Origin of the sequence: Cupriavidus sp. 30B13 (assembly GCF_049059565.2) — a bacterium.
Classification (GTDB): Bacteria; Pseudomonadota; Gammaproteobacteria; order Burkholderiales; family Burkholderiaceae; genus Cupriavidus.
Genome location: NZ_CP188224.1, coordinates 321348 through 346404, shown reverse-complemented (window position 1 = coordinate 346404; position 25057 = coordinate 321348). Strand labels below are relative to the sequence as shown.

General features: G+C 67.9%; 24 protein-coding genes. 1 reads left to right on the top strand and 23 read right to left on the bottom strand.

Annotation, left to right across the window (positions count from 1 at the left end):
• Window positions 1-6 precede the first annotated feature (6 nt).
• The 13 genes from ACKI2N_RS20885 to ACKI2N_RS20825 all read right to left on the bottom strand — a co-directional run bounded on the left by ACKI2N_RS20885 (window position 7) and on the right by ACKI2N_RS20825 (window position 13513).
• Complete coding sequence (locus tag ACKI2N_RS20885; protein ID WP_420994886.1) at window positions 7-1641, bottom strand: GMC family oxidoreductase; 1635 nt, start codon at window positions 1639-1641, stop codon at window positions 7-9.
• The gene (locus ACKI2N_RS20880) at window positions 1638-2438 is read right to left on the bottom strand and encodes a shikimate dehydrogenase family protein (protein ID WP_420994888.1); all 801 of its coding nucleotides are present in this window, start codon (window positions 2436-2438) and stop codon (window positions 1638-1640) included. The genes ACKI2N_RS20885 and ACKI2N_RS20880 overlap by 4 nt, the downstream gene beginning before the upstream one ends.
• 46 nt (window positions 2439-2484) lie before the next feature.
• Window positions 2485-3255, bottom strand: coding sequence for an SDR family oxidoreductase (locus ACKI2N_RS20875; RefSeq protein ID WP_420994890.1), 771 nt, complete (start codon window positions 3253-3255; stop codon window positions 2485-2487).
• 12 nt (window positions 3256-3267) lie between these two features.
• A complete protein-coding gene (locus tag ACKI2N_RS20870; protein WP_420994892.1) occupies window positions 3268-4050 on the bottom strand; it encodes an enoyl-CoA hydratase in 783 nt (260 codons plus the stop codon).
• A 17-nt stretch (window positions 4051-4067) separates the two neighbouring features.
• A complete protein-coding gene (locus ACKI2N_RS20865; RefSeq protein WP_420994894.1) occupies window positions 4068-5264 on the bottom strand; it encodes a CaiB/BaiF CoA transferase family protein in 1197 nt (398 codons plus the stop codon).
• 115 nt (window positions 5265-5379) lie between these two features.
• Complete coding sequence (locus ACKI2N_RS20860) at window positions 5380-6033, bottom strand: GntR family transcriptional regulator (RefSeq protein ID WP_420994896.1); 654 nt, start codon at window positions 6031-6033, stop codon at window positions 5380-5382.
• 208 nt (window positions 6034-6241) lie between these two features.
• Complete coding sequence (locus ACKI2N_RS20855) at window positions 6242-7744, bottom strand: aldehyde dehydrogenase family protein (RefSeq protein WP_420994898.1); 1503 nt, start codon at window positions 7742-7744, stop codon at window positions 6242-6244.
• Window positions 7745-7752: 8 nt separating this feature from the next.
• Window positions 7753-8796, bottom strand: coding sequence for a branched-chain amino acid ABC transporter permease (locus ACKI2N_RS20850; RefSeq protein ID WP_420994900.1), 1044 nt, complete (start codon window positions 8794-8796; stop codon window positions 7753-7755).
• Window positions 8793-9674, bottom strand: a complete 882-nt coding sequence (locus tag ACKI2N_RS20845) for a branched-chain amino acid ABC transporter permease (RefSeq protein ID WP_420994902.1) — start codon at window positions 9672-9674, stop codon at window positions 8793-8795. The genes ACKI2N_RS20850 and ACKI2N_RS20845 overlap by 4 nt, the downstream gene beginning before the upstream one ends.
• A gap of 55 nt (window positions 9675-9729) precedes the next feature.
• Entirely contained in the window at window positions 9730-10440 is a 711-nt protein-coding gene (locus ACKI2N_RS20840) for an ABC transporter ATP-binding protein (RefSeq protein ID WP_420994904.1), read from the bottom strand.
• Entirely contained in the window at window positions 10427-11260 is an 834-nt protein-coding gene (locus ACKI2N_RS20835) for an ABC transporter ATP-binding protein (protein ID WP_420994906.1), read from the bottom strand. Before ACKI2N_RS20835 ends, ACKI2N_RS20840 begins: the two co-directional genes overlap by 14 nt.
• Entirely contained in the window at window positions 11257-12204 is a 948-nt protein-coding gene (locus ACKI2N_RS20830; RefSeq protein ID WP_426990925.1) for an NAD(P)-dependent oxidoreductase, read from the bottom strand. The genes ACKI2N_RS20835 and ACKI2N_RS20830 overlap by 4 nt, the downstream gene beginning before the upstream one ends.
• Before the next feature lie 76 nt (window positions 12205-12280).
• The gene (locus ACKI2N_RS20825) at window positions 12281-13513 is read right to left on the bottom strand and encodes an ABC transporter substrate-binding protein (protein WP_420994911.1); all 1233 of its coding nucleotides are present in this window, start codon (window positions 13511-13513) and stop codon (window positions 12281-12283) included.
• Window positions 13514-13799: 286 nt separating this feature from the next.
• On the opposite strand from ACKI2N_RS20825, the gene ACKI2N_RS20820 reads away from it, so the two are divergent.
• Window positions 13800-14306 carry an acyl-CoA thioesterase gene (locus ACKI2N_RS20820; protein ID WP_420994913.1) on the top strand — a complete coding sequence of 169 codons (507 nt, stop codon included), beginning with the start codon at window positions 13800-13802 and terminating at the stop codon, window positions 14304-14306.
• A gap of 99 nt (window positions 14307-14405) precedes the next feature.
• Here the strand turns inward: ACKI2N_RS20820 and ACKI2N_RS20815 are convergent, their stop codons facing one another.
• From ACKI2N_RS20815 to ACKI2N_RS20770, 10 genes are all read right to left on the bottom strand, one after another.
• Window positions 14406-14726 (bottom strand): helix-turn-helix domain-containing protein, encoded by a 321-nt coding sequence (locus ACKI2N_RS20815; RefSeq protein WP_420994915.1) that lies wholly within the window; start codon window positions 14724-14726, stop codon window positions 14406-14408.
• 219 nt (window positions 14727-14945) lie between these two features.
• Complete coding sequence (locus ACKI2N_RS20810; protein ID WP_420994917.1) at window positions 14946-15872, bottom strand: hypothetical protein; 927 nt, start codon at window positions 15870-15872, stop codon at window positions 14946-14948.
• Between the two features lie 168 nt (window positions 15873-16040).
• Window positions 16041-17354 (bottom strand): IS4 family transposase, encoded by a 1314-nt coding sequence (locus tag ACKI2N_RS20805; protein ID WP_426989789.1) that lies wholly within the window; start codon window positions 17352-17354, stop codon window positions 16041-16043.
• A 260-nt stretch (window positions 17355-17614) separates the two neighbouring features.
• Window positions 17615-17908, bottom strand: a complete 294-nt coding sequence (locus ACKI2N_RS20800) for a hypothetical protein (protein WP_420997774.1) — start codon at window positions 17906-17908, stop codon at window positions 17615-17617.
• A 403-nt stretch (window positions 17909-18311) separates the two neighbouring features.
• Window positions 18312-19463: a CaiB/BaiF CoA transferase family protein gene (locus tag ACKI2N_RS20795; RefSeq protein ID WP_420997775.1), complete on the bottom strand. Its 1152-nt coding sequence runs from the start codon at window positions 19461-19463 to the stop codon at window positions 18312-18314.
• 116 nt (window positions 19464-19579) lie between these two features.
• Entirely contained in the window at window positions 19580-20341 is a 762-nt protein-coding gene (locus tag ACKI2N_RS20790) for a lipoyl protein ligase domain-containing protein (RefSeq protein WP_420997776.1), read from the bottom strand.
• Window positions 20342-20422: 81 nt separating this feature from the next.
• Entirely contained in the window at window positions 20423-21748 is a 1326-nt protein-coding gene (gene yjjJ, locus ACKI2N_RS20785; protein ID WP_420997777.1) for a type II toxin-antitoxin system HipA family toxin YjjJ, read from the bottom strand.
• Window positions 21749-21887: 139 nt separating this feature from the next.
• Entirely contained in the window at window positions 21888-22994 is a 1107-nt protein-coding gene (locus tag ACKI2N_RS20780; RefSeq protein WP_420997778.1) for an acetoin dehydrogenase dihydrolipoyllysine-residue acetyltransferase subunit, read from the bottom strand.
• Window positions 22994-24010, bottom strand: a complete 1017-nt coding sequence (locus tag ACKI2N_RS20775) for an alpha-ketoacid dehydrogenase subunit beta (RefSeq protein ID WP_420997779.1) — start codon at window positions 24008-24010, stop codon at window positions 22994-22996. The genes ACKI2N_RS20780 and ACKI2N_RS20775 overlap by 1 nt, the downstream gene beginning before the upstream one ends.
• Before the next feature lie 49 nt (window positions 24011-24059).
• Window positions 24060-25055, bottom strand: coding sequence for a thiamine pyrophosphate-dependent dehydrogenase E1 component subunit alpha (locus tag ACKI2N_RS20770; RefSeq protein ID WP_420997780.1), 996 nt, complete (start codon window positions 25053-25055; stop codon window positions 24060-24062).
• Between the last annotated feature and the right edge of the window lie 2 nt (window positions 25056-25057).

Sequence of the window (25057 nt, the reverse complement as noted above, 5' to 3'; positions counted from 1 at the left end):
TTCCCGTCATTGCCTGGCGTCGGCAAGGATGAGGTCCGCGCCCTTCTCCGCCACCATCATCACGGCGCCCTGGATATTGCCGGAGATCATCTTCGGCATGACCGACGCGTCGACGACGCGCAGGCCCGCCAGGCCCCGCACCGACAGTCGCAGGTCGACCACCGATGCGTCGTCGCTGCCCATGCGGCAAGTGCCGAGCGGGTGGTAGATGGTCTGGCCGTTGTCGCGCGCGAAGTCGAGCCATGCCTCGTCGCTGGCGCACGCGTCGCCCGGACTGAGCTCCTGCACCACGTACGGCCGCATGGCGCTTCGCGACACGATCCGGCGCGCGACCTTCATGGCGCCGACCATGCAGTCGCGGTCGACCTGCGCGTCGAGGAAGTTGGGGCGAATCGACGGACACGCGAGCGGATCGGGCGACTTCACATGAATGCTGCCGACCGATTCGGGCCGCAGCTGCGTCACGCCGATCGTCATGCCGGGCGCGCGGTCGAGGATCCGCTTGGACGCGTCGGCGTAGCTCGCGTGCACGAAGAAGTACTGCGCGTCGGGCGTGGCGAGGTCGGGGCGCGATTTCACGAAGCCGTTCACCAGGCCCGTGCCGAGCGTCAGGATGCCGGTCCTGCGGGTGAAGTATTCCGCCACGGCCAGCCCCAGGCGCCATCCGCGCGACATCTCGTTCAACGTGACCGTGTTGCGCACGCGCCAGTTCATGCGCGTGGCGAAGTGATCGACGTAGTTCTCGCCGACGCCCGGCAGCGCGTGCCTGAGCGGGATGCCCAACCGTTGCAGCAGGGCAGGCTGGCCGACGCCGGACAGCTCCAGGAGCTGCGGCGACTGGATCGCGCCGGCGCACAGGATGACCTCGCCAGCCGCGCGCGTGGTGGTCTCGGCGCCGCCGCGCCGCCAGGTCACCCCGGTGCAGCGGGCGCCCTCGATCTCCAGCCTGGTGACGAGGGCGTCTGTCACGACCTGCAGGTTGGGCCGGCCGAGCGCGGGCCGCAGATACCCCTCGTAGGCGCTCCAGCGCCGCCCTGCGGATTGGACGACCTGGTAGTAGCCGACGCCCTCCTGGCTCTCGCCGTTGTAGTCTTCGTTGTACGCCCAGCCGTCCTCGCGGGCGGCGTCGATGAACGCCTGCGCGATCGGATAGCGCTCGCGCACCTGCGAGAGCTTCATCGGGCCGTCATGCCCTCGCCCGGGTCCGCCGGGCGGGTAATTCTCGAGCTTGCGGAAATAGGGCTCCACGTCGCGCCAGCCCCAGCCGTGCGCGCCGCCGGCCGCCCACGCATCGTAGTCGGCGCTCTGGCCGCGCACGTAGATCATGCCGTTGATCAGCGAGGAACCGCCCAGGCCCTTGCCGCGCGGCACCGAGATCACCCGGTTGCGGGTGCCCGGCTCCGCCTCGGTCTGGAAACGCCAGTTGTACCGCTGGTCGACGAGGAGCTTGCTGAAGCCCGCCGGAATGCCGATCCAGCGGCTCGCGGGCTTGCCGCCGGCCTCCAGCATGAGCACGCGGTGGCGGCCGGAGGCGCTCAGGCGGTTGGCGAGGATGCATCCCGCCGTGCCGCCGCCGACGATGACGTAGTCCCAGGGGCCGTCCATCCCGCGTTGTTCGCGGGCAAGCGCTCCTTCGCTCATGGGGCGGCCTGCAGCATGAAGTCCGCCATCATCTCGATCTGGCTCACGAGCATGGGCTTGCCATGGTGGATGCGGCAGCCTCGGTTCCGGGCGGCCACGAGCAGCGCCGTCTCGACCGGCTTCATGATGACTTCGGCCACCACCTGATCCGGGGTCAGCCGCTCGGCGTCGAGCGGCAGCGCGTCGCCGGGCCGCATGCCGAGCGACGTGCAGTTGATCACCAGGTCATGTCCCGACGGGTCGCTCGTGCCGACCGCGACGGCGACGGCCGGAAACTCCGCCCGCAGGCGCGCGGCCAGTTCCTCCGCCTTGGCGGCGCTGCGGTTGGCGATCGTGATCGCGGCGGCGCCGGCGTCGCCGAGCGCATACGTGATGGCCGTCGACGCGCCGCCGGCGCCGGCGACGTAGACGCGCATTCCGGCGGGATCGATGCCGTTGCCGCGCAGTCCGCCGACGAAGCCCAGGCCGTCCAGGATGCCGCCCCGCAGCCGCCCGTCGGGCAGGCGCCTGACGATGTTGACCGCGCCCACGCGGGCGGCCTCCGGGGTGAGTTCGTCGCACAGGGCGACGAATGCGTTCTTGTGCGGCACGGTGACGATGACGCCTTCGAGGTTCGACATCTGCCGCAGGCCGTCGGCGGCCTTTTCGAGGCCGGCGACCGGCACCTGCATGGGCACCAGCACCGCGTCGATGCCGCGCGCGGCCATCAGGCGGTTGATCTCCTGCGGCGCGAGGACCTGCTGGATGGGATCTCCGATGGTGGCCATCAGACGCGTGGTGCCGGTGATCTCGTTCATCTTGTCTCGGGTTGGGTTGGGAGATTGGAAGTGCGGACGGCGACGCTCAGGTCATCAGCCATCCGCCCGCAACGTCGATGACCTGGCCGGTGATGAAACCGGCCCCGGTCGAGGTGAGAAAGGCACACGCATGCGCGACTTCATGCGGGGTGCCGAGCCGGCGCAGCGGCGTGGCATCCACCACGGCGGCGTTCGCCGCGGCCGGCGCTCCCGCGACCATCGGCGTATCGATGCGCCCCGGCGCGAGCGCGTTCACGGTGATGCCGTGCGGCCCCAGCTCGCCGGCCAGATGCCGGGTCAGGCCGATCAGCCCGGCCTTCGTCGCCGCGTAGTGGGCCGCGACGATGTCGAGGTAGGCCTTGCCGGCGACGGACGACATCGCGACGATGCGGCCGAACCGGCGCTCGACCATGCCCGGCGCGAGCAGCCGGCACAGGTTGAACACGCCGTTCAGGTTGACGTCGACCACGCGGCGCCACTCCGCCGGGTCCATGCGCCAGACCGGCGCCGGCTTGCCCGCGTGCTTCGGAGAGATGCCCGCGTTCGCGACCAGCGTGTCGACGGGCCCGAGCGCGCCGGCGACCGACGCGCAGGCGCGCTCGCAGTCCGCGTACGATCCGACGTCGGCCTGCGCGAAGGCGACCCGGCCGCCCGCGTCCGCCAGCCGCTGCGCGAGACGCTCGCCGGCGGCGGCGTCGAAGTCCACCAGGCCGACCGCCGCGCCCTGCGCGAGATAGGCCTCGGCGATGGCGCTGCCGATCCCGCCGGCCGCGCCGGAGACGAGGACCACGCGCCCGGCGTGTTGTAGCGTGCTCATGCGGCCAGCTCCTCAGACGCCCTGGAACCGGGGCTTGCGCTTGTCCATGAAGGCAGCCGCGCCCTCCCGGTAGTCGGCGCTGGCGAAGCAGGCCGCGATGGCGGCCTCGGCCGAGGCGATGTCGCGCTCGCCGGGATCGCGGATGAGCGCGTTGACCGTCTTCTTGAGCGCCCGCAGCGTGAGCGGCGCGTTCTCGGCCGTGGCCGCGCACCACTCGTCGCACATCGCGTCGAACGTCTCGCGCGGCGCCACCTGGCTCACGAAACCCATGCGCAAGGCCTCCTGCGCGTCGAAGATGCGGGCGGAGAAGAACATGTCGAAGGTATTGGCCACGCCGACCACGGCCATGAACCGGCGCACGCCGGGGACGTTGTAGCCCAGGCCCATGCGGCCGGCCGGCATGCGAAAGCGCGCGTCGTCGCGGCAGAAGCGCAGGTCGCACGCGGCGGCGATGCCGAGGCCGCCGCCCATGCAGATGCCGCGGATCTTGGCGACCACCGGCTTGCTGCATTTCACGGGCGCGAGGTAAGCCTTCTCCACCGCCGCGTTGTATTCCGCCTGCACCGCGGGGTCCGCCTGCGACGCCCCGAACTGCGAGATGTCGGCGCCGGAAACGAACGCGCTGTCGCCGTCGCCCTCCAGCACGATCAGCCGGACCTCGGGATCGGCATCGAGCGCGTCGAGCGCCGTCGGCAAGGCCAGCCACATGTCCCGCGACATCGCGTTGTACTTGCTCGGATTGGAGAATACGACGCGGCCGACGGCCCCGTCGCGCTTCACGATCAGTTCAGGCATGGCTCTTTTTCCTCAGCTCAGATAACCAGTTGTTCGCGCAGACCGGCGATCTCCGCGGCGTCGAAGTCGCACTCCGCCAGGATCTCGGCCGTGTGCTCGCCCCAGGCGGGCGCGGCGGTCACGATGCTCGCCGGCGTGCGCGACAGGGTCACCGGCTGGCTGATCACCTTGATCGGCTCGCCCTTGCCGGTGCGCGTGTCGATCACCACGCCGAGGTGCTTCACCTGGGCGTCCTCGAGCATCTCCGGGACGTCGTAGACCGGGCCGGCCGGCACACCCGCGTCGTTCAGCAACGCGACCCAGTGCTGCACGCCGTGCGCCCCGAAGACTTCGTTGAGCTGGCTGTTCAGGCGCGCGCGGTTCTTCACGCGCAAGGGCTCGGTGGCGAATTCGGCGTCGGCGACCCATTCAGGATGCGCGATGGCCTTGCACAGCCTCACCCACGTTCCCTGCCCGGCGGCCCCCAGGTTGAGCAGCCCGTCGGCCGCGTTGAACACGCCCATCGGCGCGCTCGTCGGATGATCGTTGCCCGCGGCGCGCGGGATGTCGCCCTCGTTCAGAAAACGCGCCACCTGGAAATCCATCATCGCAATCTGCGAGTGCAGCAACGACGCCTGCACCCATTGCCCCTCGCCGGACTGGTCGCGCTCGCGCAGGGCGACAAGAATGCCGATGGCCGCGTAGAGACCCGTGCTGGAGTCGGCGACGGCGATGCCGGCGCGCAGCGGTCCGGTCTCGGGGTAGCCCGTCACCGACATGAGCCCGCCCATGCCCTGCACGATCTGGTCGAAGCCCGGACGCCCCGCATAGGGCCCGTCCTGCCCGAATCCCGAGATGCTCGCCAGGATGATGCGCGGGTTGATGGCGCGCAGGGATGCGTAGTCGACACCGAGGCGCGCCTTGACGTCCGGCCGCCAGTTCTCCACCACGACGTCGGCGGTCTCGACCATGCGCTTGAGGATGGCGAGGCCTTCGGGCTTCTTGAGGTTCAGGGTCATCGACCGCTTGTTGCGGTTGAGGTTCTGGAAATCCCCGCCGAGGCGGTTGACGGCGAATATGTCCTCGTTCGGGTCGACGCCGGCCGGCGGCTCGACGCGAATCACGTCGGCGCCGAAGTCGGCCAGCATCCGCACGCAGGTGGGACCGGCGCGGACCCGGGACAGGTCGATTACCTTGATGCCCTGAAGGGCCGAGGATGCGCAGATGCGGGACATTCGTACTCCAGATGTATTTATGTTCACGCAAGACCCGCTTGTGGAAACGGGCGCAAGCGAGCCCGGCAGGGCTTTCGAGGCTCGCGGAATTCGGGGGGCCGGCGAAGAAAAGGTCTCAGCGCAGCATGTCCTTCGGCAGCGATTGCAGCAGGTTGATCAACGTCGCCCCCTCAGGGCGCAGATGCGCCCTCATGAGGCGCACCGCCGTCTCGGCGTCGCGCTCCAGGATCGCCTTCGCAATCTGGCCATGCTCGAGGTGCGCGTGCATGGCATCGCCCACGGCGCCGAACGAATGGGAACGGTAGGCGACCGTGCGGGTGCGCATGCGCAGGATCTCCTGGCGCAGGAACGTATTGCGCGAGCCGGCATAGAGCACCTCGTGGAACGCCATGTTGGCCTGCTGCCAGCCGACCTGGTCGTCGGCCTCGGCAGCGGCTTCGCCGGCGAGATGGGCGTCCATCAGGGCCTGCCGCTCCGGCCGCGTCATGCGCTCGCACGCATAACCCGCGCAGAGCCCTTCCAGGTCGGACAGCAGCTCCCAGACCGAGACGAGCTGCTGCACGTCCATCTTCGAGACGATCGAGCCGCCGCGGGAAATGCTGCTGACGAGACCTTCCGACTTGAGCCGCACCAGCGCCTCGCGCACCGGGGTACGGGAAACGCCGAACTGCGTCATCAGGCTCTCCTCGTCGATCGAATCGCCGGGCAACAGCATGCGCTGGCTGATCTGCGACTCGACCGCTCTGTAGATTTGGTCGCTCGTCGTCATGGCACTTGCCTGTATCGGAAGGTCACCGCGGAGCGCGGGCGCTCAAAGGCGCGGTGACCTGGACGGCATTCCTGCCGGTTGCCGGCCCGCCATGCCCCCGCGTCCGCTCGGAACGTGGGGCATGGGTGCACGGAGTGGAAAAGCACGAAAGTATCTCTCACTGTGGATGGGCCGGAAAATCGCACGAAGTCGTCAAGCAGCAGCCGGGTCAGATCGTCAGGTTGACGGTCACGGTCTTGAGCCGCGAGAAGCCTTCGGTCAGGGAAGACAGCGACTGCTCCTTGCCCTGGCCGCTCTGCTTGAAGCCGCCGTAGGGCTGGCCGAATAGCTGGCCCTTGCCCTGATTGACCTGCACCCAGCCCGAGTCTATCTCATGGGCCATGCGGATCGCACGCGCCGTGTTGTTCGAGAACACGTAGCCGGCCAGCCCGTAGTGGCTGTCGTTGGCCATCTTCAGCACCTGCGCGTCGTCCTTCCAGGGAATGACGACGAGCACCGGCCCGAAGATCTCCTCCTTGGCCAGGCGCCACGCATTCGAGCTGCCGCCGAACAGCGTCGGCACGGTGAAGTACCCCTCGGCCAGCGGGCCGGAGGTCGGCGGCAGGCCACCGGTCAGCAGCTTGACGTCCGGATTCTTCAGCCCCTCCTCGATATAGCTGCAGACGCGCCCGTACTGCTTGCTGCTGATGAGGCTGCCCATGTCGGTCGCCTCGTCCAGCGGGTTGCCGATCTTGTAGCTGTTCATGAGCTTGACCAGCTTCTCGAGGAACGAATCGTAGATGGACTCGTGGAGGAACAGGCGCGAGCCCGCGGTGCAGGACTGGCTCTGGCGCGTGAAGCGCATGGCCGTGCCCACGTTCTGCACGACCCACTCTTCGTCCGCGTCGTCGCACACGATGGTCGGGCTCTTGCCGCCCAGCTCCAGCGAGACCGGGCCGATGCGCTCCGCCGCCGCGGCCATGATGCTCTTGCCGACCGCCGTGGAGCCGGTGAAGGACATCTTGTGGATGCGCGGATGCGACGCCAGCGCCGCGCCGCACTCCGCGCCGAGCCCGGTGACCACGTTGAGCACGCCCGGCGGGAGGAAGCGCTGGCAGATCTCCGCGAGGAACAGGCCCGCGAAGGGCGCGTCTTCCGCGAGCTTGAGCACCATCGCATTGCCGGCCACCAGCGCCGGCGCGATCTTGATCGAGCAGAGCACCGCGGGCGCGTTCCACGGCACGATCGCGCCGACGATCCCGAGCGGCTCGCGGCGCGTGTAGCTGAGGATGTCGTCGCCCAGCGGCAGCATCTCGCCCTTGAGCTCGCTGGCCAGGCCGCCGAAATAGCGGAAGGCGTCGACGCACAGCTGCGCCTCGGGCCGCGCCTGCGTGCGCAGCGCGTTGCCGGTCTCGTGCGCGATGATCCGCGCGAAGTCCTCCAGCTGCGCCTCGAGCGCGTCGGCGATCTTCTGCATCGCGCGGCCGCGTTGCGACGGCGTCACCTTCTTCCACGCCGTGAACGCCCGCTCGGCCGCCTGCACCGCGCGCTCGACGTCTTCCGCCCCGGCGCGCGGGATCTCGGCGATGAGCTTCTTGTTGGCGGGGCACTCGACCGGCAGCGTGCGGCCGTCGGCGCTGCCCACCCACTCGCCGTTGAGCAGTTGCATGACGGGGCCGAGCCGGACCGAGGGTTCGGCCTGGCTTTGCAGACCATGAAATTCGTTGGACACGATCACTCCTATGGATTGGGGCGGCTGGAGACCGGGACGCCCTGGTTTGACGGATGCTTGCTGGCTTCGCGCCGCGCGTCGAGCAGCTTGATCAGCGAGCCGGTGATGCCGCGCGGCATCAGGAACATGCAGACGATCAGGATGCCGCCGTAGACGGCGCCGGCGAACGCCTGGCTGATGTCCGACGCATAGGACGGCACGAACTGCAGGAACAGGCCGGCCACCACCGCGCCGCTGATCGTGCCCAGGCCGCCCACGACGATCGACGCCAGGAAGCCGATCGACAGCATGAGGGTGAACGAATCGGGGCCGATGAAGCCGATCGTGTAGGCCGCGAGCGCGCCGCCGACGCCGCCGAGCATCGATCCCGTGCCGAACACGACGACCTTGAGGTGGTTTACGTCCACGCCCATCGACGAGGCCGCCAGCTCGCCCTCGCGGATGCCGGCGAGCGCCCGCCCGGTGCTGCCCGCGACGAAGTTGCGCACCGCCCAGAAGATCACGATGGCGAACAGGAGCACGAAGTAGTAGAGCCACGCGTCCTGGCCCAGCGTGAACCATGCGGGCGGCTCCGGCTTGTCGAACGTCAGGCCGGCCGCCCCGCCCGTGTACGACTTGAAATGCTTGACCAGCGGCACGACCGACACGGCGAGGATCAGGGTGATGAGCGCCAGGTACAGGCCGCGCAGGCGCTTTGCCGGGAATCCGGCGAGATAGCCGGCGCCGAAGCAGACGAGCGCGGCGATGCACACGGAAAGCGGCGGGTTCACGCCCAGCAGGGTATGCGTGAGGATGGCCGTGTACGCGCCGAGCGCGAAGAACATGTTGTGGCCCAGCGAGACCTGGCCCACGTAGCCGGTGATCAGGTTCAGGCCCAGCGCCGCGATCGCATAGGTGAGCACGCCGGTGAACTGGAACGTGCGGTAGCCGGGAAAGACCAGCGGCACCAGGAACAGCAGCGCCGCGAACGCGAGCCAGCCGAGGGTCGACGTCTTGCGCACGGGCCGGGGGCCGGCCACGGCCGGCGCGGGGAGAATGCTCACCTTGTTCATACGCGCACCATCACGGTACTGCCGAAGAGACCTTCGGGCTTGACGATCAGGACCGCCACGATCAGCAGCAGCGGCAGGAGGATCTGCAGGTCGGCGCCCAGCCACGGCAGGTAGGCCATGGACAGGGACTGGGAGATACCGACCACGGCGCCGCCGACCACGGCGCCGCGATAACTCGTGAGGCCGCCGACCACGGCGGCCGCGAACGCATAGATGATGATCGAGCCCATCATGTTCGGGTCGATCGTGACGCGCGGCGCGACCAGCAATCCCGAGACCGCGCCCAGCACGGCCGCGAGGCCCCAGCCGATGGCCATCATCGCGGTGAAGGGAATCCCGACGAGCTTGGCCGAGGATCCGTTGGAGGCGGCGGCGCGCAGGGCCATGCCCAGCCGTGTCTTCTGGAACAGCAGGAACATGCCTCCGGAGATCGCGATCAGGACGGCGACCGTGCCGAGCAGCTCGACACTGATCCGGAACGAGCCGATCGAGAAATACTTCTCGGGGAAAGGCGAGTCGAGCGGCATCTGCATGAAGCCCCAGGTTGCGCCGCTGAGGCTGTTGAACGCGAGGAAGAGGCCCAGCGTGACGATGATGATGGTGAGCTCGTCCTTGTTCTGCACCGGCCGCACGAAGATCAGGTAGGTAGCCATGCCCACGAACAGCGAGACGACGATGGCCACCACGATCGCCCAGCCCAGGGGCAAGCCCCAGGCCACGCACTGCCAGGCGACGTAGGCCGACACCGTGGCCATCTCGCCCTGCGCGAAATTGGCGATGTTGGTGGTGCGATAGATCAGCACCAGCGCGAGGCCCAGCGACGCGTAGATCGCCCCGTCGCCGATGCCGTTGATGATCTGCTGGAGAAAATACTGCATGTCTGTCCTTCTCGTTAGCGTCTCGTTGGCGTCTCGTTAGCGTCCCGTTGGCGCCTCAGTGGCCCAGGTAGGCGGCGCGGATGCTGTCGTTGGCGGCGACCTCCGCCGCGCTTCCCGACAGCACCACCCGGCCGATCTCGAGGACGTAGGCGCGGTGCGCGATCTCGAGTGCGAGATTGGCGTTCTGCTCGACGATGAGCATCGAGGTGCCGAGTGTCCGGTTGACCGTCTGCAGCGCCGCGAACAGGTGGTCGATGATGACCGGCGCGAGGCCCAGGGACGGCTCGTCGAGCAGCATCACGCGCGGCTTGAGCATCAGCGCCCGGCTCACCGCGAGCATCTGCTGCTCGCCGCCGGACAGGCTGCCCGCCTTCTGCTTGTGGCGTTCGCGCAGGCGCGGGAAGAGCGTGTACATCTGCTCGATGTCGGCGTCGATCCCGCCCTTGTCCTTGCGGCGGTAGGCGCCGACCTGGAGGTTTTCCTCCACGGTCAGGTCCGCGAACGTCCCGCGCCCTTCCATTGCGTGCGCCACCCCCGTGCGCGCGATGCGATCCGGCCCCATGCCCTTGAGCGGCTTGCCATCGAGCAGCACCTGGCCTTCGCGCTTGATCATCCCGGTGATCGACTTGAGCGTGGTCGTCTTGCCGGCGCCGTTGGCGCCGAGCAGCACGACGATGTTGCCCTCGGGCACCGCCAGGTCGACCCCGTGCAGCACCGCCGTCCTGCCGTAGCCTGCGGTCAGGCCCTTGATCTCAAGAACGTCCACGCTTCTTCCCCAGGTAGGCTTCGATCACGCGCGGGTCGGACTTCACGGCCTGCGGCTTGCCCTCGGCGATCTTGTTGCCGAAGTCGAGCACCACGATGTCGTCGGAGATGTTCATCACCATGCCCATGTGGTGCTCGACCAGCAGGATGGTCACGTTGAAGTCCTGCCGCACGCGCAGCAAGGTCTGCGCAAGCTCGTCCACCTCCGAATGCGAGAGGCCGCCCGCGGGCTCGTCCAGCATCAGGAACGACGGGTTGGCGGCCAGCGCGCGCGCAAGCTCGATGCGCTTGAGCGTCGGATAGGGCAGGCTGTCGACGCGCTCGTCGTGAAGATGGTCCAGCCCCAGCCGCTCCAGCAGCAGCATGGCGTCGCGCCGCAACGCGATCTCCTCGGCGCGCCGCGACACGGGCACGCACGGCGCCATGAACAGGCGCGTGCGGCCATGGTGGTAGCCGCCCAGCATCACGTTCTCGAGCACCGTCAGGCTGTTGATCAGCGCGAGGTTCTGGAACGTGCGGGCAATGCCACGCCTGGCCATGTCCTTGGACTTCAGCCCCGTGATGTCCTCGCCGTCGAACAGGATGCGCCCCGACGACGGGTTGTAGAGGCGGCTGACGCAGTTGAACAAGCTGGTCTTGCCCGCGCCGTTCGGACCGATCAGGCCGCAGATCACGTCCCGGCGCACCTCGAACGTCAGCTCGTTGATCGCGACGATGCCGCCGAACCGCAGCGACAGCTTGTCGACCGCGAGCTTCGGCGAGGAGGTGGCCGGCAACGCCTCGACGGTTTCCCGGGGCGCTTCCATCAGCACGGCGCTCATGCCCGCACGGCCTCGCCCGGCTGCGGCTGCTGGGGCGCGCTACCCAGCCCGAGTTCCTGCTGCGCCTGCTGCGCCATGACCGACATGTCGGCGCCGGGCGCGGCCGCGCGCAGCGACTGCGCGCACGAGGCGGCCACGCTGCGCGAGACCGTGCCCTTGGCGCCCATCGCGTCGTAGAGCGACATCGCCACGCGCACGTCCTTCTCCAGCAGCTGCATGGTGAAACCGCAGGCGAACTTGCGGTCGACGATCTGCGGCTGCCAGTGCGTCGTGGACACCCAGTTCTGGCCGCTCGAGGCGTTGACCACCTTGAGCATCATCGCCGGGTCCAGCCCGAACTTCTCGCCGACCGCGAAGGCCTCGCTGTTGACCGCGAGCGCGGTGGCCGACATCAGGTTGTTCAGCGCCTTGACCGCGTGGCCGGCCCCGACCCGGCCGACGTGGAACACGTTCGGTCCCATCTTCAGCAGCAGCGGGCGGGCCGCTTCGTAGTCGGCGGCGTCGCCGCCGACCATGATCGCGAGCGTGCCCTTTTCCGCGCCGATGGCGCCGCCCGACACCGGCGCGTCGACGAAGCGCAGGCCGCGGCGCCTGGCCTCTTCGGCATTCGCGACCGAGTTGGTCGGCGCGGACGAGCTCATGTCGATGATCAGGGCGCCCGGCTTGAGCGCGTCGAACAGGCCCTTGCCGCCCTCGCCGCGCAGCACGGCGTCGACCACCTGGCTGGTGGGCAGCATCAGGATCACCGCGTCCGCCGCGGCCATGTCGGCCACGGCCACCGCGCGGCCGCCGACCGCCTCGGCGGCCGCCGCGGCCGCGGCGGCGTTGGCGTCGCTGACCAGCAGGGTGGCCGAGCCCTTGAGATGCCGGACCATGCGGTGGCCCATGGTGCCGAGACCGATGAAGCCGACCGTGGCGAACGCGTGTTCTTTCACTTGTGTCATTTCAAATCGCTCCTCTGTGCTGTGCTGTGCTGTGCTGTGCTGTGCTGTGCTGTGCTGTGCTGTCTTGGGGTTGGGATCAGTTCGACTTGGCCCGCGGTTCCCACGCGGGCGTGCGGCCCTCGTAGTTGAGGACGCCGCCGACCGGCACGAACTTCACGCCATCGAACTGGGCGATCTGCACGGACTCGATCGGGTAGCCGTCGGTCGTCCCTTTGGTGTTCAGCCTGATGCCTTCGAGCAGGATCGGCACCTTCACGTTGTCCAGGCTGCGGATGGACGTCATGAACGCCTCGCGCGTCGGCGCCTTCATCCGCTCCAGCACGGCCTTGGTGGCCATGCAGTCGTACCAGCCCATCGTCGCGTTCTGGTCCGCCACGTTCGCACCCGGCGCGTACTGCTTGAGCTTGGTGAGGTAGGTCTTCATGTCCTCGTCGTTCGCGAACGCCGGGTTGGTCGCGTCCTTGATGTAGAGGCCGCTGTAGATGCCCTTGGAGATGTCGGCGCCGGCGGGCACGAGCGTGCCGCCGATGCTGGCGCCCACGTTCCAGACGATGTGCACCGGCTTCCAGTTGATGGCGGCGGTCTGCTTGATGGCCTGCACGACGAACTTCGGCGTGGTCGCCTCGACGAAGACGTCGGCACCCGACTCCTTCAGGCGGCTGATCTTCGCATTGATGGTCGGCTCGCTGTAGCTGTGCTCCTCGTGGGCCACGATGTTCAGGCCGAGCGCCTTGGCGGTCTTGACGAAGGTGTCGGCGAAGAACGGGCCGCCGCTGTCGTCGTTGATCAGCGCGATCTTGGCGTTCGGCCACTTCTGCTTGATGAACTCCGCGTACATGGCCGCCTCGGTGTTGTACGAGAGATAGCCGAGCATCGTCCAGGGGAACTTCTCGACTTCCGCCTTGGCGCCGAACATCGGGCCGCCCGAGCCGACGAAGGCCTGCGGTATCTTCTCGGCGTTGTAGTACGAGCGCGTCCCGAGGTTGGCGCCGGTGCCGTTGTTGCCGATCACGGCGAAGACCTTCGACTGCTCCACGAAGCGGCGCGCGTTCTGCAGCGCGCGGGCCGGCTCCATGGCGTCGTCGAGCGTCTCGATCTTGATCTTGCGCGTCTTGCCGTCGCCGACCTTGACGCCGCCCTGCTCGGCGTTGAGGTAATCGAAGCAGCCCTTGACCCCCACCCCGATGGCGCCGTAGGCGGCGTTCGGGCCGGACTGCGCCACGGAGACCCCGAACACGATCTCGGAGTCAGAGATGCCCGCGTCGGCAGCGCGCGCCGGGGCGGACGAGACGATGAGCGCAGGCGCCACCGCGCATAACATGAGGCGACGGCCCAGGGGGCTCCGACCATAGAACATTCGCTGTCTCCTAGTTGTTTTGTTGAGAGTTCCGCCCTCAATCGGCCGGTGTCGCAGCGTGCCGCTGGTCATTGCTGTGTCTTTTTACACACCGCCACCGTATATTTATAGAATCTATCTAAATTCTGTAGAGCGCCTTAGGGATATTCCCGTAGCTGCACCGCCGCAAATTTTCGTCGCCGGCGGACGGCCGGGAGCAGTGGCACCAACATCGACAACACAACAGGAGGCAGGATCGATGGCAAATGGAAACGTGTCAGACGCAGAACCGGCGACGCAAACGCCGGCGGCCAACGCGCTGAGCGACGCGCTGCGCGCGCGCTTCGGCGTCGAGGGAGAATGGTCGTTCGGGGTTACCTTCCGGGCGCGGTGGAGCGAACTGGACGCCTACCAGCACGTCAGCAACCGCACGCATTTCGTCTGGCTGGAGGAAACGCGCAATCGCTATCTGGAAGCCGCCGGCTATCCCCTGAGCGGCCCGGACGCGCCCGGCCCGGTCATCCGCGAGACGACCTGCACCTACGAGCAGCCCGTGTCGTTCGGCGACGAAGTGCTCGTGACTTGCCGCACGCCGTGGGTCGGCCGGACCAGCCTGCGGATGGACTACGCGGTATGGCACGACGGCCTTGCGGCGACCGCGCATGCGATCGTGATCTGGTATCGCAACGCTACCCGGGAACGGGTGCCGGTACCGCCGGAATTGATTGCCTATATGGAAAAACTCGACGGCACGACGCGGCGCTGAGGCCGCCGGCGCGCATCTGCGGGTGGGAACGCTGCTCGCGCAGGGTGCTTCGCAGGCGAACTTATCGCGCCCGCGGGCCGGTCTTCCGCAAATGGCCCGTCACGCCGCCACCGTGATGCCGCGGGCCTGCGCACGGCGCGCGGGCCGCACGACGATCTCGACATGCTGGTCGAGCGACACCAGCGCCTGCATCAGCCGCTCCAGCGAAATGTTCTGGAGCTTGTAGCGGCGGACCTGGGATACCTTGGGCTGGGTCATGCCGGTGATGGCGGCGGCCTCCGTCTGGCTCAGGCCGCGCTTGTCGAGCAGCGCATTGAACTTGAACGCGAGCGCGGCCTTTGCGGACAGGTCTTCGGCGTCGTCGAAACCGAGGTCTGCCAGTACGTTGTCGGTGCCCTGGAGTTGGCGCTTGCGATGCATCGTGTTCTCCCACTCTGCCCGTGGCGGGCGAGCACTGCCGCCGATTTTCTGGATGGAACAGGAAATGCCTTGAAGTTTCTTCTTCGAGGAATTCTGCCCGATGCAAGACCGGGTGTTGTCCGGCCGTCAATTATATCCGTTCGGATATGATAAGCAAGATCCGGAGTTGCCCGACGCGCGTGCATCGAACCGCCAAGGCTGCGGTAAGACTGGCGCTGATCATGGAGTCGGAGCACCCGCCACTTCTGGCGTCATCAAGGGCATAGGCGCCAGTTGCAGCGCGCAGAACGGATTCTGCATGAACAAGCGAACCGCGTTCGTGGTGCAAAGCGTGCTGAACAGCCGCGCACCGTAGCTCGCCTGATAGACCAGCGGCGTAGCAGGACAGCACCAGCCCATGACACCCAGGATCGTCGCATGAACATGCCTCAGACTCCGAACCGATCGTGCCCAATTCGTTTCCGTGCCCGTCAGCCTGTGCGGCTTCCAGATCGGCTCATAGTGAGCAATGTGATTGCGCAAGTCCTGAATCGACTTGAGCGCGCCGATGAGTTGCTGTACGCGCGTCTCCTGTCCCCAGTGCTTTGGCGTGCTATGCGGGTGATGGGCAAAGATGTCGGTCAACAACCGGGGCTGCTCGCGCTTGCCGAGGCCTTCGAGGAAGTTCGGCCAGAAGCCGAATGACAGCGTGGCGACCACCTGGTCCGGGGCTGGCTGAACCGACTTCCTGACGCCGGTACGCTCGCACAGCAGCGCCGCGATCTTGTCGCGCGATTTGCCTCGCGTAGGCAGCGCGTCCTTGCGCGCGTAGTCGTACCACGGATGAGAGTCGGTTGCGCCCTTCGAACTGAACAAGGATGCACGGCGATGGATCGCGTTGCGCATCACGATCTCATAGCTCGAAACCAGAGGAATGAACGCGCCTGCGATGGCTTGCCCCCAAAGATACGCGCCCAGGACTTCGGTATCGGAGGCACACGCAAAGAAGATGCGATACGACTCAAGTCGTGGTTTGCCGATGCTTCCCAGATATGCGCGCACAACTTCCGGCGTAAGGACGCTGGCCGCATTCGTCGCAAGCGTTGGCCGAGAGGCGGCAACGTGCTCATCCACATCCACCGCGCGTTTAGGTGATGAATTTGTCACGCCAGATTGAGTAGAAGAAGTACTTTTTTACTTGATTGAAGATCCGCTAAGCGCTACCATTTCGCTCGTAGGCAACTGCGATCCCACTCCCGCCCCTCATAGAGGGCCCTAAGCCGGTGACGCCGCAGTCTGCGATAGAGTCGAAGCCACCCTAGCGGTCAATGCCAGTCAGTTAGCCCGCTGACTGGCATTTTTTGTTGGGAACTTGCTGCGAGAGCGCTTAACCTCGCGCGGGAATGAGCGCCCGGTGCGGCGAGGCGGGAGCACGAAGTAGCGGGCTTGCTCCAGCAGCCGCTGCAAGAGTTCAGGCAAGGCACCAGCGCGCGCCAGATGGACCGTGTTGATCGCCCCCGTGATGGCGTGGCGCGCCGTGTGGAAGCTGATGCGGCTCGGCTCGACACCCGCGTGCTGGGCCATCAGGCGCATCCATCGGCGCAGCAGTGTGTAGGCAATCAGCACGCCCCAGACTTCCTGCTTGACCAACTCGGGCTGTTTGCTGCGCAACACGGCTCGACCTTGTTGCAGTGATTGCTTGATTTCCCGAAACCCCAACTCGACCTCCCAGCGCTGGCGGTACAACTGCGCCAGTGGCACGGCGGCAAACCGCTCAGAATCCAGCATCGAGGTGATGAAGCGCCTGATCTTGCCACCAACGCTCACCTCGATCAGCCGGGCCTGCCAATGGCTGGGCAGTTCTGGATGCATCTTCCTGGCGCGTGGCGACACGGGCATGCGGATCAGCCAATCACCCTGGCCCAATACCTGCACCACCTCGTGGCGCAGATTGTCCTTGGCGCGCATGAGCCAGTGGCGCTGCTCGCCCACTTGCTGCCAGCGCAGCAGGAACGCGGCGCTGAAGTAGGCACGGTCGAACAAGGTGATCGAGTGATCCAGGCCGCGCAGATCGGCCGCCAACGTCAGCTCGCCACAGCCGTAGCCCCCCAATTGGGCATCGAGCAGTTCATGGCTGTCGGTGTCCAGCAGGCATACGGCGCGCACCATGGGCCAGGGCTGGGGGCCATATTGCGTCTGGCCGCTGCCCAACTCCTGGCGGTTGTCCTTGCTGTCCGGGGCTGACCAGACCACGCCATCGGCCGCCAGCACGCGCAACTTTCCCGCGTGCACCGCATGGGCGCGGCCCCAGGCGTTGGCGAGCAGGGCAAACAAGTGCGCCATGGGCTGCGCCCCCAACCGCTGGCGAACCTGCACGCTGGCGCTGGGCGCGGGCAGTTCCTTGCTGTCCAGCGTCAGCGCCATCTCCTGCACCACTTGCCACAGCGGCATGTGACGAAACAGCGCCAGACCGATTACCAGCCACACGGCGTGTTCGGCGGGCAGCTTGCGTCGGCGTATCGATGCCTTGCCCGTGGCTTCAAGCGCTTGTTCTATCCAGGCCGGATCCAGCAGCGCGCTCAACTCGGCTATCCCGTTGGCAGGCAGTGCTTCCAACGTCTCGTTCAGGGTGGTCTGCAGCAGGTTCAAAGCAAAAAAGGGAGCGTGGTCAACACGCTCCCTTTTTACTCCAAGTCACATTCGCTCTGGCTTAACTAACTGGCATTGCCCTAGCGGTGGCTTTTGGCTTTCTGGCGCTCTCGAACGGTAGCGTCGGTACCCTGTGCCGCATATTGCTGGTCCTCATTTGGAAACAGGCCACCTCAATGGAAAGGCCCGGCAAGCGCAAGCGCTTGCCGGGCCTTTTCACGCAGATCAACAGTGCGCGAAAACGTGCCGGGGCACCAGCCTCATTCCGCCAAAGCGATCCCCTGCTTCTGCAGCGCTGCCAGTTCGCTCAGCACAAGCGTCTCATGCGCGAGCCCCGCTGCCAGTGAGAAAATTCCGCTTTGTACTTCCTGATTCAACGCCCCGCACGCATTGCCTGACGCGGCGTAGTCGCCGGTCATGCAGAGCAGCGCGTAAAGCTGACCTGCTTTCTCTGTCGCGAGGCTCAGGGGCGTTTCGGATGGCGCGTGGGACGTGACGAACAGGTCGGCGCCGGTATGTTCGGCGGTGATGCCGTAGCGAGTGTGTTTAGGCATGGCACACCCTCCTGAACGATGCGGACGCGCATGGGAGGGTGAGGATGGAGATTGCGATTTGCCCGGAATGGGCGAGCGAAGACCGTTGCATGGAGCATGCCTCCTTCTTTAGCGGATTCGATCCCGCTCCCCGCTGTCAGTCGGGGTGGGCGGGCGCAAGGCAAGGTGACAGACCGACAAGAAGGCGCCGGCGAGCCCGAGGGCTCCCCTGCCCAGGCCCGCCCGTATAGGCGTGCAAAGGCACGACGGACGCAATCATACCGCCTTGCGGCGGGCGTCCACCTTCTTGTTCGAGCTGTCAACTCGGTCGCCACAATCGCAGCGACCCTGCCAGTATAGATTCCTGTGCATCGCTCAAACGCATCGGCAACAACTTTTAACCCTTGTTGCCGAACCCGTCGCCTCAGACCGCGCCATCCGCACGCAACGCGGCAATCGCCTCGGCGCCGATGCCCCAATCCCACAGGATCGCCTCGCTGTCCGCCCCCGGTTCCACCGGCGCGCTCGGCACGCCGGCCGGCGTGCGGCTGAAGCGCGGGGCCGGGGCCGGCTGCACCACGCCGTCGATTTCCAGGAAGGTCTCGCGCGCGCGGTTGTGCGGGTGCCGGGTGGCCTCGTCCCAGTCCAGCACGGGCGCGAAGCAGGCATCGCTGCCTTCGAGCAGCTCGCACCATTGGTCGCGCGTGCGGGTGAGGAACATCTGCGCCATGCGGGCCTTGAGGGCGGGCCACTGGCGCTTGTCCAGCTGCGCGTCGAAGGCGGGGTCGTCCAGCCCGCAGCGCTCGCGCAGCAGCGCGTAGAACTGCGGCTCGATGGCGCCCACGGCCACGTATTTGCCGTCGGCGCAGGTGTAGGTGTCGTAGAAGTGCGCGGCGCCGTCGAGCAGGTTGTCGCCGCGCTGGTTGCTCCAGCGCCCGCCGGCCTTGAAGCCGTACATCATGGCGCCGAGCAGCGCGGTGCCGTCGGTCATGGCGGCGTCCACCACCTGTCCCTTGCCGGACTGGCGCGCCTCGGTGAGCGCGCACATCACGCCGAACGCCAGCAGCATGCCGCCGCCGCCGAAATCGCCGATGTAGTTGAGCGGCACCGCCGGCGGCCGGTCCGGGCGGCCGATGGCGTGCAGCGCGCCGGCGATGGCGATGTAGTTGATGTCGTGGCCGGCGGCCTGCGCGAGCGGTCCGTGCTGGCCCCAGCCGGTCATGCGGCCGTACACCAGCGCGGGGTTGCGCGCCAGGCAAGCGTCGGGGCCCAGGCCCAGGCGCTCCATCACGCCGGGGCGGAAGCCTTCGATCAGCACGTCGGCGCGGGCGATCAGGTCCAGCACGGTCTGCGCCGCGCCGGGCTTGCGCAGGTCGATGGCCAGCGAGCGGCGGCCGCGCGCGGTCACGTCGCAGCGGGCCTTGCCGGCGCTGGTGGCGGCCGGCGCGCCAGGCGGCCGCGGCCGGTCGACGCGGATCACCTCGGCGCCCTGGTCCGCCAGCATCATCGCGCAGAACGGCGCCGGGCCGAGCCCTACCATCTCCACCACCTTCAGTCCCGCCAACGGTCCCGCCATGTCTTGTCTCCGGTTGTCCGCGCTGCGCCGGGCCCATCCCCGGATGCGTCTTGCCGGACAGTTTGCCACGGCCGCCGCCGCGGGAAATCGTCAATACCGACGAATCCCGGCCCGCCTCACGCGGCGGGCACCGCGAAGGCGGGCGGGTTGGCGGCCAGCGCGCGCCGCAGCGCGGCGGCGGTCAGTTCCACCAGGGATGGCGGCACGGCCTGCCCGCTGTGCGCCAGCGCGCCGGCCACGCTCACCACCTTGTCGGCGCGGTAGTGGCGGCCGCTGCCGATGGCGGCCTCGAAATCGTTGGCGCGCCGGTTGATCTCCTCCGGGTCGGCCGTCACCAGCAGCACGGCGTGGGCCAGCACCACGTGCAGCGTGGCATCGGCGGCGCCGGCCGCCCTGCGCCAGTATTGCGCCGTGCCGGCGATCTTGCGCGCGTCCGTCCGCGCCCCCCACGCGAGATTGAAACGGCCGTCGCAGAAAGAGCCATCCACGGCCTGCCAGTGCGTGCGCAACCCGAGTTCGGCCAGCGCGCCAGCCAGCACTTCGCACAGGTGCAGGTAGACACCTTCGGCGTGCGTGCCCGCGCCGCCGCGCACCGGATAGGCCAGGCTCAGGTTGAGGATGCCCGGCCCCTGCGGCACCAGCCCGCCGCCGGACAACCGCAGCCACACCGGACAGCCGCGCGTGGCGAAGTCACGGCGCGCGGCTTCCAGTTGCGCATGGCGCAGGTAGCTGCGCGGCACCACCAGCGACACCGGCGCCTGCCACAGGTGCGCCAGCCAGCGGCCGGCGGCGGCCTGTTCCAGCATGGCGTGCTCGGCGTGGAGGGGATCGGGGTCGGTGGGGTCGGGGGTGAAGGAGGTGAAGGGAGCGAAGGGCATGGGTTGCGCCGTAGTGTGGTGACGTTGCACGGGTACCGCTGTTCAATACCGCCTCGCCCTCGCCAAAGCGGCGCTTCGTCTTCAGGCCAGCCGTTCGAGTTGCCGGCCGACGTCGTCCAGCCATGCCTGCTGCCGGCCGGCAATCGCGGCGAATCCCGCGCTGGCCAGCGGATGCCCGGCGAGCCGCTGCCAGTAAGCGCGGGCCGGCGGCAGCATCTCGTGCCAGACCGCGGCCGGCGGCTGCGCGGGTGGCGTCAGCGGGTCGAGGTCGTCGCGCATGGCGCCGCTGTCGTGGGGCCGCAGGCCCATCGGCAGCATGTCGTAGGCCGGCGTCAGCGGAAACGGCAGCGCGCCGTCATGCAGGAAGGTCAGGTTGCCGAAATGCATGTCCGTGTTGCCGATCAGCCGGCCGAAGGCATAGAGCCGGCCGGCATCATGATGCGCCTGCTGCGTGATCACGCCCTGCGCGAACAGCGCGTCCGTCACGGCCGGCCACGCACTGCTGCCGCGCCCGACGAACTCCGCGTCCAGCGCGGCCAGCGACACCACGCCGCGCCGGCCGCCCTGCTCGGTGCGGTCGAAGCGGGCGACCTGCAAGAAGCGCTGGCCGCCGGCATCCAGCAATTCGCTCTGCGCCGCGGGCAAGCCGTGCCCGGCCAACTGCTGCAGGGCCAGGTGCTCGGCCAGCAGCAGATCCCGCCAGCGCTGGCTGATCGCGCTGTCCTGCGCGGCGCTGAACTTGACCAGCACATCCCGCCCGTCCACCTGGACCGCGAACTTCGGCTGCTCGCCGCCGGCGCTGGAGCCGATCCGCTCGCCCGCCATCGAGCGCGCCGCCAGTTCCGGAAAGCGCTGCGCGCGCTCGCCGGCGGCGATGCCTTCGGGCCGGTGCGCGAGCCAGGCGTCGCGGCTCAGGTCGCCCAGCAGCAGATTGCCGGTCACGTCATGCTGCCCCGCCGCCAGCGCGACCAGCACGTGGTCGTCGGTCCAGTTGCGCAGATCGTCGGGCAGGCCGAGGCCGGCAGCGCGCTGGCGCGCCCAGTGCCGGCCTAGAAAGCCCTGCGGGCGCATGTCCTGCAGCCACCACGGCAGGCCCTCGAAGTAGCGATCGGGCTGGCCCGCCTCGCGCACGACAAAGCCCGGACGGACAGGCAACAGTTCGCCCCACTGCGCCAGCCTGCCGGCGGCCGTGACGCGGTACAACGCCAGTTGGGCCTGCCCCACCACGCTGCGGCGCGCCAGATACCGCGCGGCCTTGGCCTGGCCGATGCGCAGAACGCGGTCGCCAGCGGCCGCGATGCGGCGCGACAACGTAGGCTGGCTGATCCCCAGCCGCTCGCACAGGTACCCCGCGTTGGCGGGGCCACTGCCAAGCGCGTCGAGCAGCGCGGTGATGTGGGCATGCATGAATAGATACTGAATTGATCGACATACGGAAAAATTATTATATATCAATCGCTTAGTATCGACTTCCCCAATCCTACAGGCAGAAAATGAATGGATATTGAATAGATTGAAAAGTGTCTTTCACGCTGCGCGGCCGCCTTCACCCTCCCAAATGCGCCTTCAACAGCGCGTTGAACTCACTGGCCCGCTCCATCTGGCTCATATGCCCGGCGTCTTCAAGAACCCTGACGGTCGCCCCGGCCGGCGCGTTCTGCGCATGGGCGGCCGGAATGACGCGGTCCTGCGCGCCCCACACCACCAGCACCGGCTTGCCGCCTAGCCTGCGGCCCGGCTGTTCGGTCTGCCGGCCGCCGCCGAACAGGCTGTTGCCGAGGCTGGCCAGGGCCTCGGCCACGCCGTCGAGGCGCTTGTACTTGAGCAGGTCGTCCAGCATCTGGCGGCTGACCAGGCCGGTGTCGGCGAACAGTAGTTCTATCACCGGCTTGAGGTCGCGCCGCGATTGCGCGTTGACGAAGCCTTCGGTGTAGCCGTGGTTGATCTCGTCGCCGAGGCCGACCGGCGAGACCAGCGCCAGCGAGCGCACGCGCTGCGGCGCGTCCACGGCCAGTTGCGCGGCCACGCCGCCGCCCATCGAGTGGCCCACCAGGTGCGCCTGGTCGATATCGAGCGCGTCCATGAACTGCGCGACGAAGCCGGCCAGCGCGGCCAGCGTGGTGCCGGGCAGCTTCGGCGTGGACTGGCCGTGCGCGGGCAGGTCCAGCGCGACCACGGTGTGCGCGTCGGCCAGCGCGTCGAGGTTGAACAGCCAGTTGTCGAGGTCGCCGCCGAAGCCGTGCAGGAACAGCACGGTCTCGGCGCCTTCGCCGCGCCTGGCGTAGCGCACGCGGATGCCGCCGATGTCGATGAACTGGTACGCGGCGGCACCCGCTTCGGCGTCGTCTTCGTCGGCGGCCGGGGTTTCGTAGGCGGCCACGTAGACGTCGATCTCGGCGTCGCTGACCTCGGGCGGGGCCAGCACGCCGAGCAGCGCCTTGACGGGCAGCACGTCGCCCACGGCGGCGACCTTGCGGCGCAGCGTGCCGGCGTCGGGCGCTTCCACGGCATTGGCGATCTTGTCGGTCTCCACGTCGAGGATGGGCATGCCCACCGTGATCTGCGCGCCCTCTTCCACCAGCCAGTCGTTGACGGTGCCTTCTTTCATCGACAGGCCCCACTTGGGCATGACGATCGGGGTGATCTCGGCCATCAGTGTTTTCCTCCTTTCACGGTCTTGCGCGCGGCCTCGGCGATCTGCGCCGCGCTGGGGATGTAGAGATCTTCCAGCGCGGGCGAGAACGGCACCGGCGTGTGCGGCGGGCACACCATCTCGATGCCGGACTTGAGCGCGCCGAAAGCCCGCTGCGCGACCTGCGCGGCGATGTCGGTGGCGATGTTGCAGCGCGGGCTGGCCTCGTCCACCACCACCAGGCGGCCGGTGTTTTCCACGGTCTCCAGCACGGTGTCGATATCGAGCGGCGAGAGCGAGCGCAGGTCCACCACCTCGGCCTCGATGCCTTCCTTGGCCAGCGTGGCGGCGGCTTCGAGCGCGCGGTGCACCATCAGGCCATAGGTGACGATGGACACGTCCTTGCCGTCGCGCACAATGTTGGCCTCGCCGAACGGAATCGCATACGAGTTCTCCGGCACCTCGCCTTCGAAGCCGTACAGGTTCTTGTGCTCGCAGAAGATCACCGGGTCGTTGTCGCGGATGGCCTGGATCAGCAGACCCTTGGTGTCGTACGGCGTGGACGGGCACACCACCTTGAGCCCCGGGATATGCGTGAACAGCGGCGTGAGCATCTGGCTGTGCTGGGCCGCCGCGCGAAAGCCCGCGCCCACCATCGCGCGGATCACCACCGGGGTCTCGGCCTTGCCGCCGAACATGTAGCGGAACTTGGCGGCCTGGTTGAAGATCTGGTCGAAGCACACGCCCATGAAGTCGATGAACATCAGCTCGGCGATGGGGCGCATGCCGCAGGCCGCCGCGCCGATGGCCGCGCCGACGTAGGCGGACTCGGACAGCGGCGTGTCGAGCAGGCGGTCGCCGTGCTTGGCGTAGAGGCCCTTGGTGACGCCGAGCACGCCGCCCCAGGCGTCCTTCTCGCCGTCCGCGCCGGCGCCGCCGACGATATCCTCGCCGAGCATGATCACGCTCGGGTCACGGGTCATTTCCTGGTCGATCGCTTCGTTGATCGCCAGCTTCATGCTGAGTTTGCGGGACATGGTGTGGTCTCCTGTCTGTGCTGTTCGTGCGGTCCGGTCTGCGGCGCGCTCAGTAGCTGACGTACACGTCGGTCAGCAGGTCGGCGGCGGTGGGGAACGGCGCGGCCTTGGCCTGCTGCACGGCGTCCTCGATCAGCGCGGCGACCTGCTCGTCGATGGCCTTCAGTTCCTCCGGCGCGATCACGCCGGCCTGCGTCACGGTGACGGCGAACTTCTTCAGGCAATCCTTGTTGGCGCGGATGTCGTCGAGCTCGCCGCTGGCGCGGTAGGTCTGCGCGTCGCCCTCGAAATGGCCGTAGAAGCGCACCATCTTGCATTCGAGCAGCGCGGGGCCGCCGCCTTCGCGGGCGCGCCTGATGACTTCGCCGGCGGCCTCGTGCACGGCGAAGAAGTCGGTGCCGTCCACCGTCACGCCGGGAATGCCGAAGCCGGCGGCGCGGTCGACGTAGCTGTCCACGGCGGTGCCGTACTCGCGCGCGGTGGACTCGGCGTAGCCGTTGTTCTCGATCACGAAGATCACCGGCAGGTTCCACACGGCGGCCAGATTCAGGCTCTCCAGGAAGGTGCCCTGGTTGGAGGCGCCGTCGCCGGCAAACGTGATGCCGACCTCGCCCTTGCCGCGGAACTTGGCGGCCAGCGCGGCGCCGCAGATCAGCGGCGCGCCCGCGCCGAGGATGCCGTTGGCGCCCATCATGCCCTTGGACAGGTCGGCGATATGCATGGAGCCGCCCTTGCCGTTGCACGAGCCGCCCTTGCGGCCGTAGATCTCCTTCATCATCGCCACCGGGTCCACGCCCTTGGCGATGCAGTGGCCGTGGCCGCGGTGCGTGCTGGCGATGCGGTCGCCGTCGCCGAGGTGATGCAGGATGCCGACGCCGGCGGCTTCCTCGCCGGCGTAGAGGTGAACGAAGCCGGGAATGTCGCCGCGCCCGAAGTCCACGTGCAGGCGTTCTTCGAAATCGCGGATGGTGCGCATGCGGCGGTACACGGCGAGCAGGTCTTCCTTGCCGAGCGGCAAGGTGTTCTGGCTGGCTGGGGTGGTCATGT

What these genes read in the sequence shown, in the direction of transcription:
- ACKI2N_RS20885 (WP_420994886.1), bottom strand. Translation starts at nt 1,641, where the DNA reads ATGAGCGAAGGAGCGCTTGCCCGCGAACAACGCGGGATGGACGGCCCC.
- ACKI2N_RS20880 (WP_420994888.1), bottom strand. Translation starts at nt 2,438, where the DNA reads ATGAACGAGATCACCGGCACCACGCGTCTGATGGCCACCATCGGAGAT.
- ACKI2N_RS20875 (WP_420994890.1), bottom strand. Translation starts at nt 3,255, where the DNA reads ATGAGCACGCTACAACACGCCGGGCGCGTGGTCCTCGTCTCCGGCGCG.
- ACKI2N_RS20870 (WP_420994892.1), bottom strand. Translation starts at nt 4,050, where the DNA reads ATGCCTGAACTGATCGTGAAGCGCGACGGGGCCGTCGGCCGCGTCGTA.
- ACKI2N_RS20865 (WP_420994894.1), bottom strand. Translation starts at nt 5,264, where the DNA reads ATGTCCCGCATCTGCGCATCCTCGGCCCTTCAGGGCATCAAGGTAATC.
- ACKI2N_RS20860 (WP_420994896.1), bottom strand. Translation starts at nt 6,033, where the DNA reads ATGACGACGAGCGACCAAATCTACAGAGCGGTCGAGTCGCAGATCAGC.
- ACKI2N_RS20850 (WP_420994900.1), bottom strand. Translation starts at nt 8,796, where the DNA reads ATGAACAAGGTGAGCATTCTCCCCGCGCCGGCCGTGGCCGGCCCCCGG.
- ACKI2N_RS20845 (WP_420994902.1), bottom strand. Translation starts at nt 9,674, where the DNA reads ATGCAGTATTTTCTCCAGCAGATCATCAACGGCATCGGCGACGGGGCG.
- ACKI2N_RS20835 (WP_420994906.1), bottom strand. Translation starts at nt 11,260, where the DNA reads ATGAGCGCCGTGCTGATGGAAGCGCCCCGGGAAACCGTCGAGGCGTTG.
- ACKI2N_RS20830 (WP_426990925.1), bottom strand. Translation starts at nt 12,204, where the DNA reads ATGACACAAGTGAAAGAACACGCGTTCGCCACGGTCGGCTTCATCGGT.
- ACKI2N_RS20820 (WP_420994913.1), top strand. Translation starts at nt 13,800, where the DNA reads ATGGCAAATGGAAACGTGTCAGACGCAGAACCGGCGACGCAAACGCCG.
- ACKI2N_RS20815 (WP_420994915.1), bottom strand. Translation starts at nt 14,726, where the DNA reads ATGCATCGCAAGCGCCAACTCCAGGGCACCGACAACGTACTGGCAGAC.
- ACKI2N_RS20800 (WP_420997774.1), bottom strand. Translation starts at nt 17,908, where the DNA reads ATGCCTAAACACACTCGCTACGGCATCACCGCCGAACATACCGGCGCC.
- ACKI2N_RS20795 (WP_420997775.1), bottom strand. Translation starts at nt 19,463, where the DNA reads ATGGCGGGACCGTTGGCGGGACTGAAGGTGGTGGAGATGGTAGGGCTC.
- ACKI2N_RS20790 (WP_420997776.1), bottom strand. Translation starts at nt 20,341, where the DNA reads ATGCCCTTCGCTCCCTTCACCTCCTTCACCCCCGACCCCACCGACCCC.
- yjjJ (WP_420997777.1), bottom strand. Translation starts at nt 21,748, where the DNA reads ATGCATGCCCACATCACCGCGCTGCTCGACGCGCTTGGCAGTGGCCCC.
- ACKI2N_RS20780 (WP_420997778.1), bottom strand. Translation starts at nt 22,994, where the DNA reads ATGGCCGAGATCACCCCGATCGTCATGCCCAAGTGGGGCCTGTCGATG.
- ACKI2N_RS20775 (WP_420997779.1), bottom strand. Translation starts at nt 24,010, where the DNA reads ATGTCCCGCAAACTCAGCATGAAGCTGGCGATCAACGAAGCGATCGAC.
- ACKI2N_RS20770 (WP_420997780.1), bottom strand. Translation starts at nt 25,055, where the DNA reads ATGACCACCCCAGCCAGCCAGAACACCTTGCCGCTCGGCAAGGAAGAC.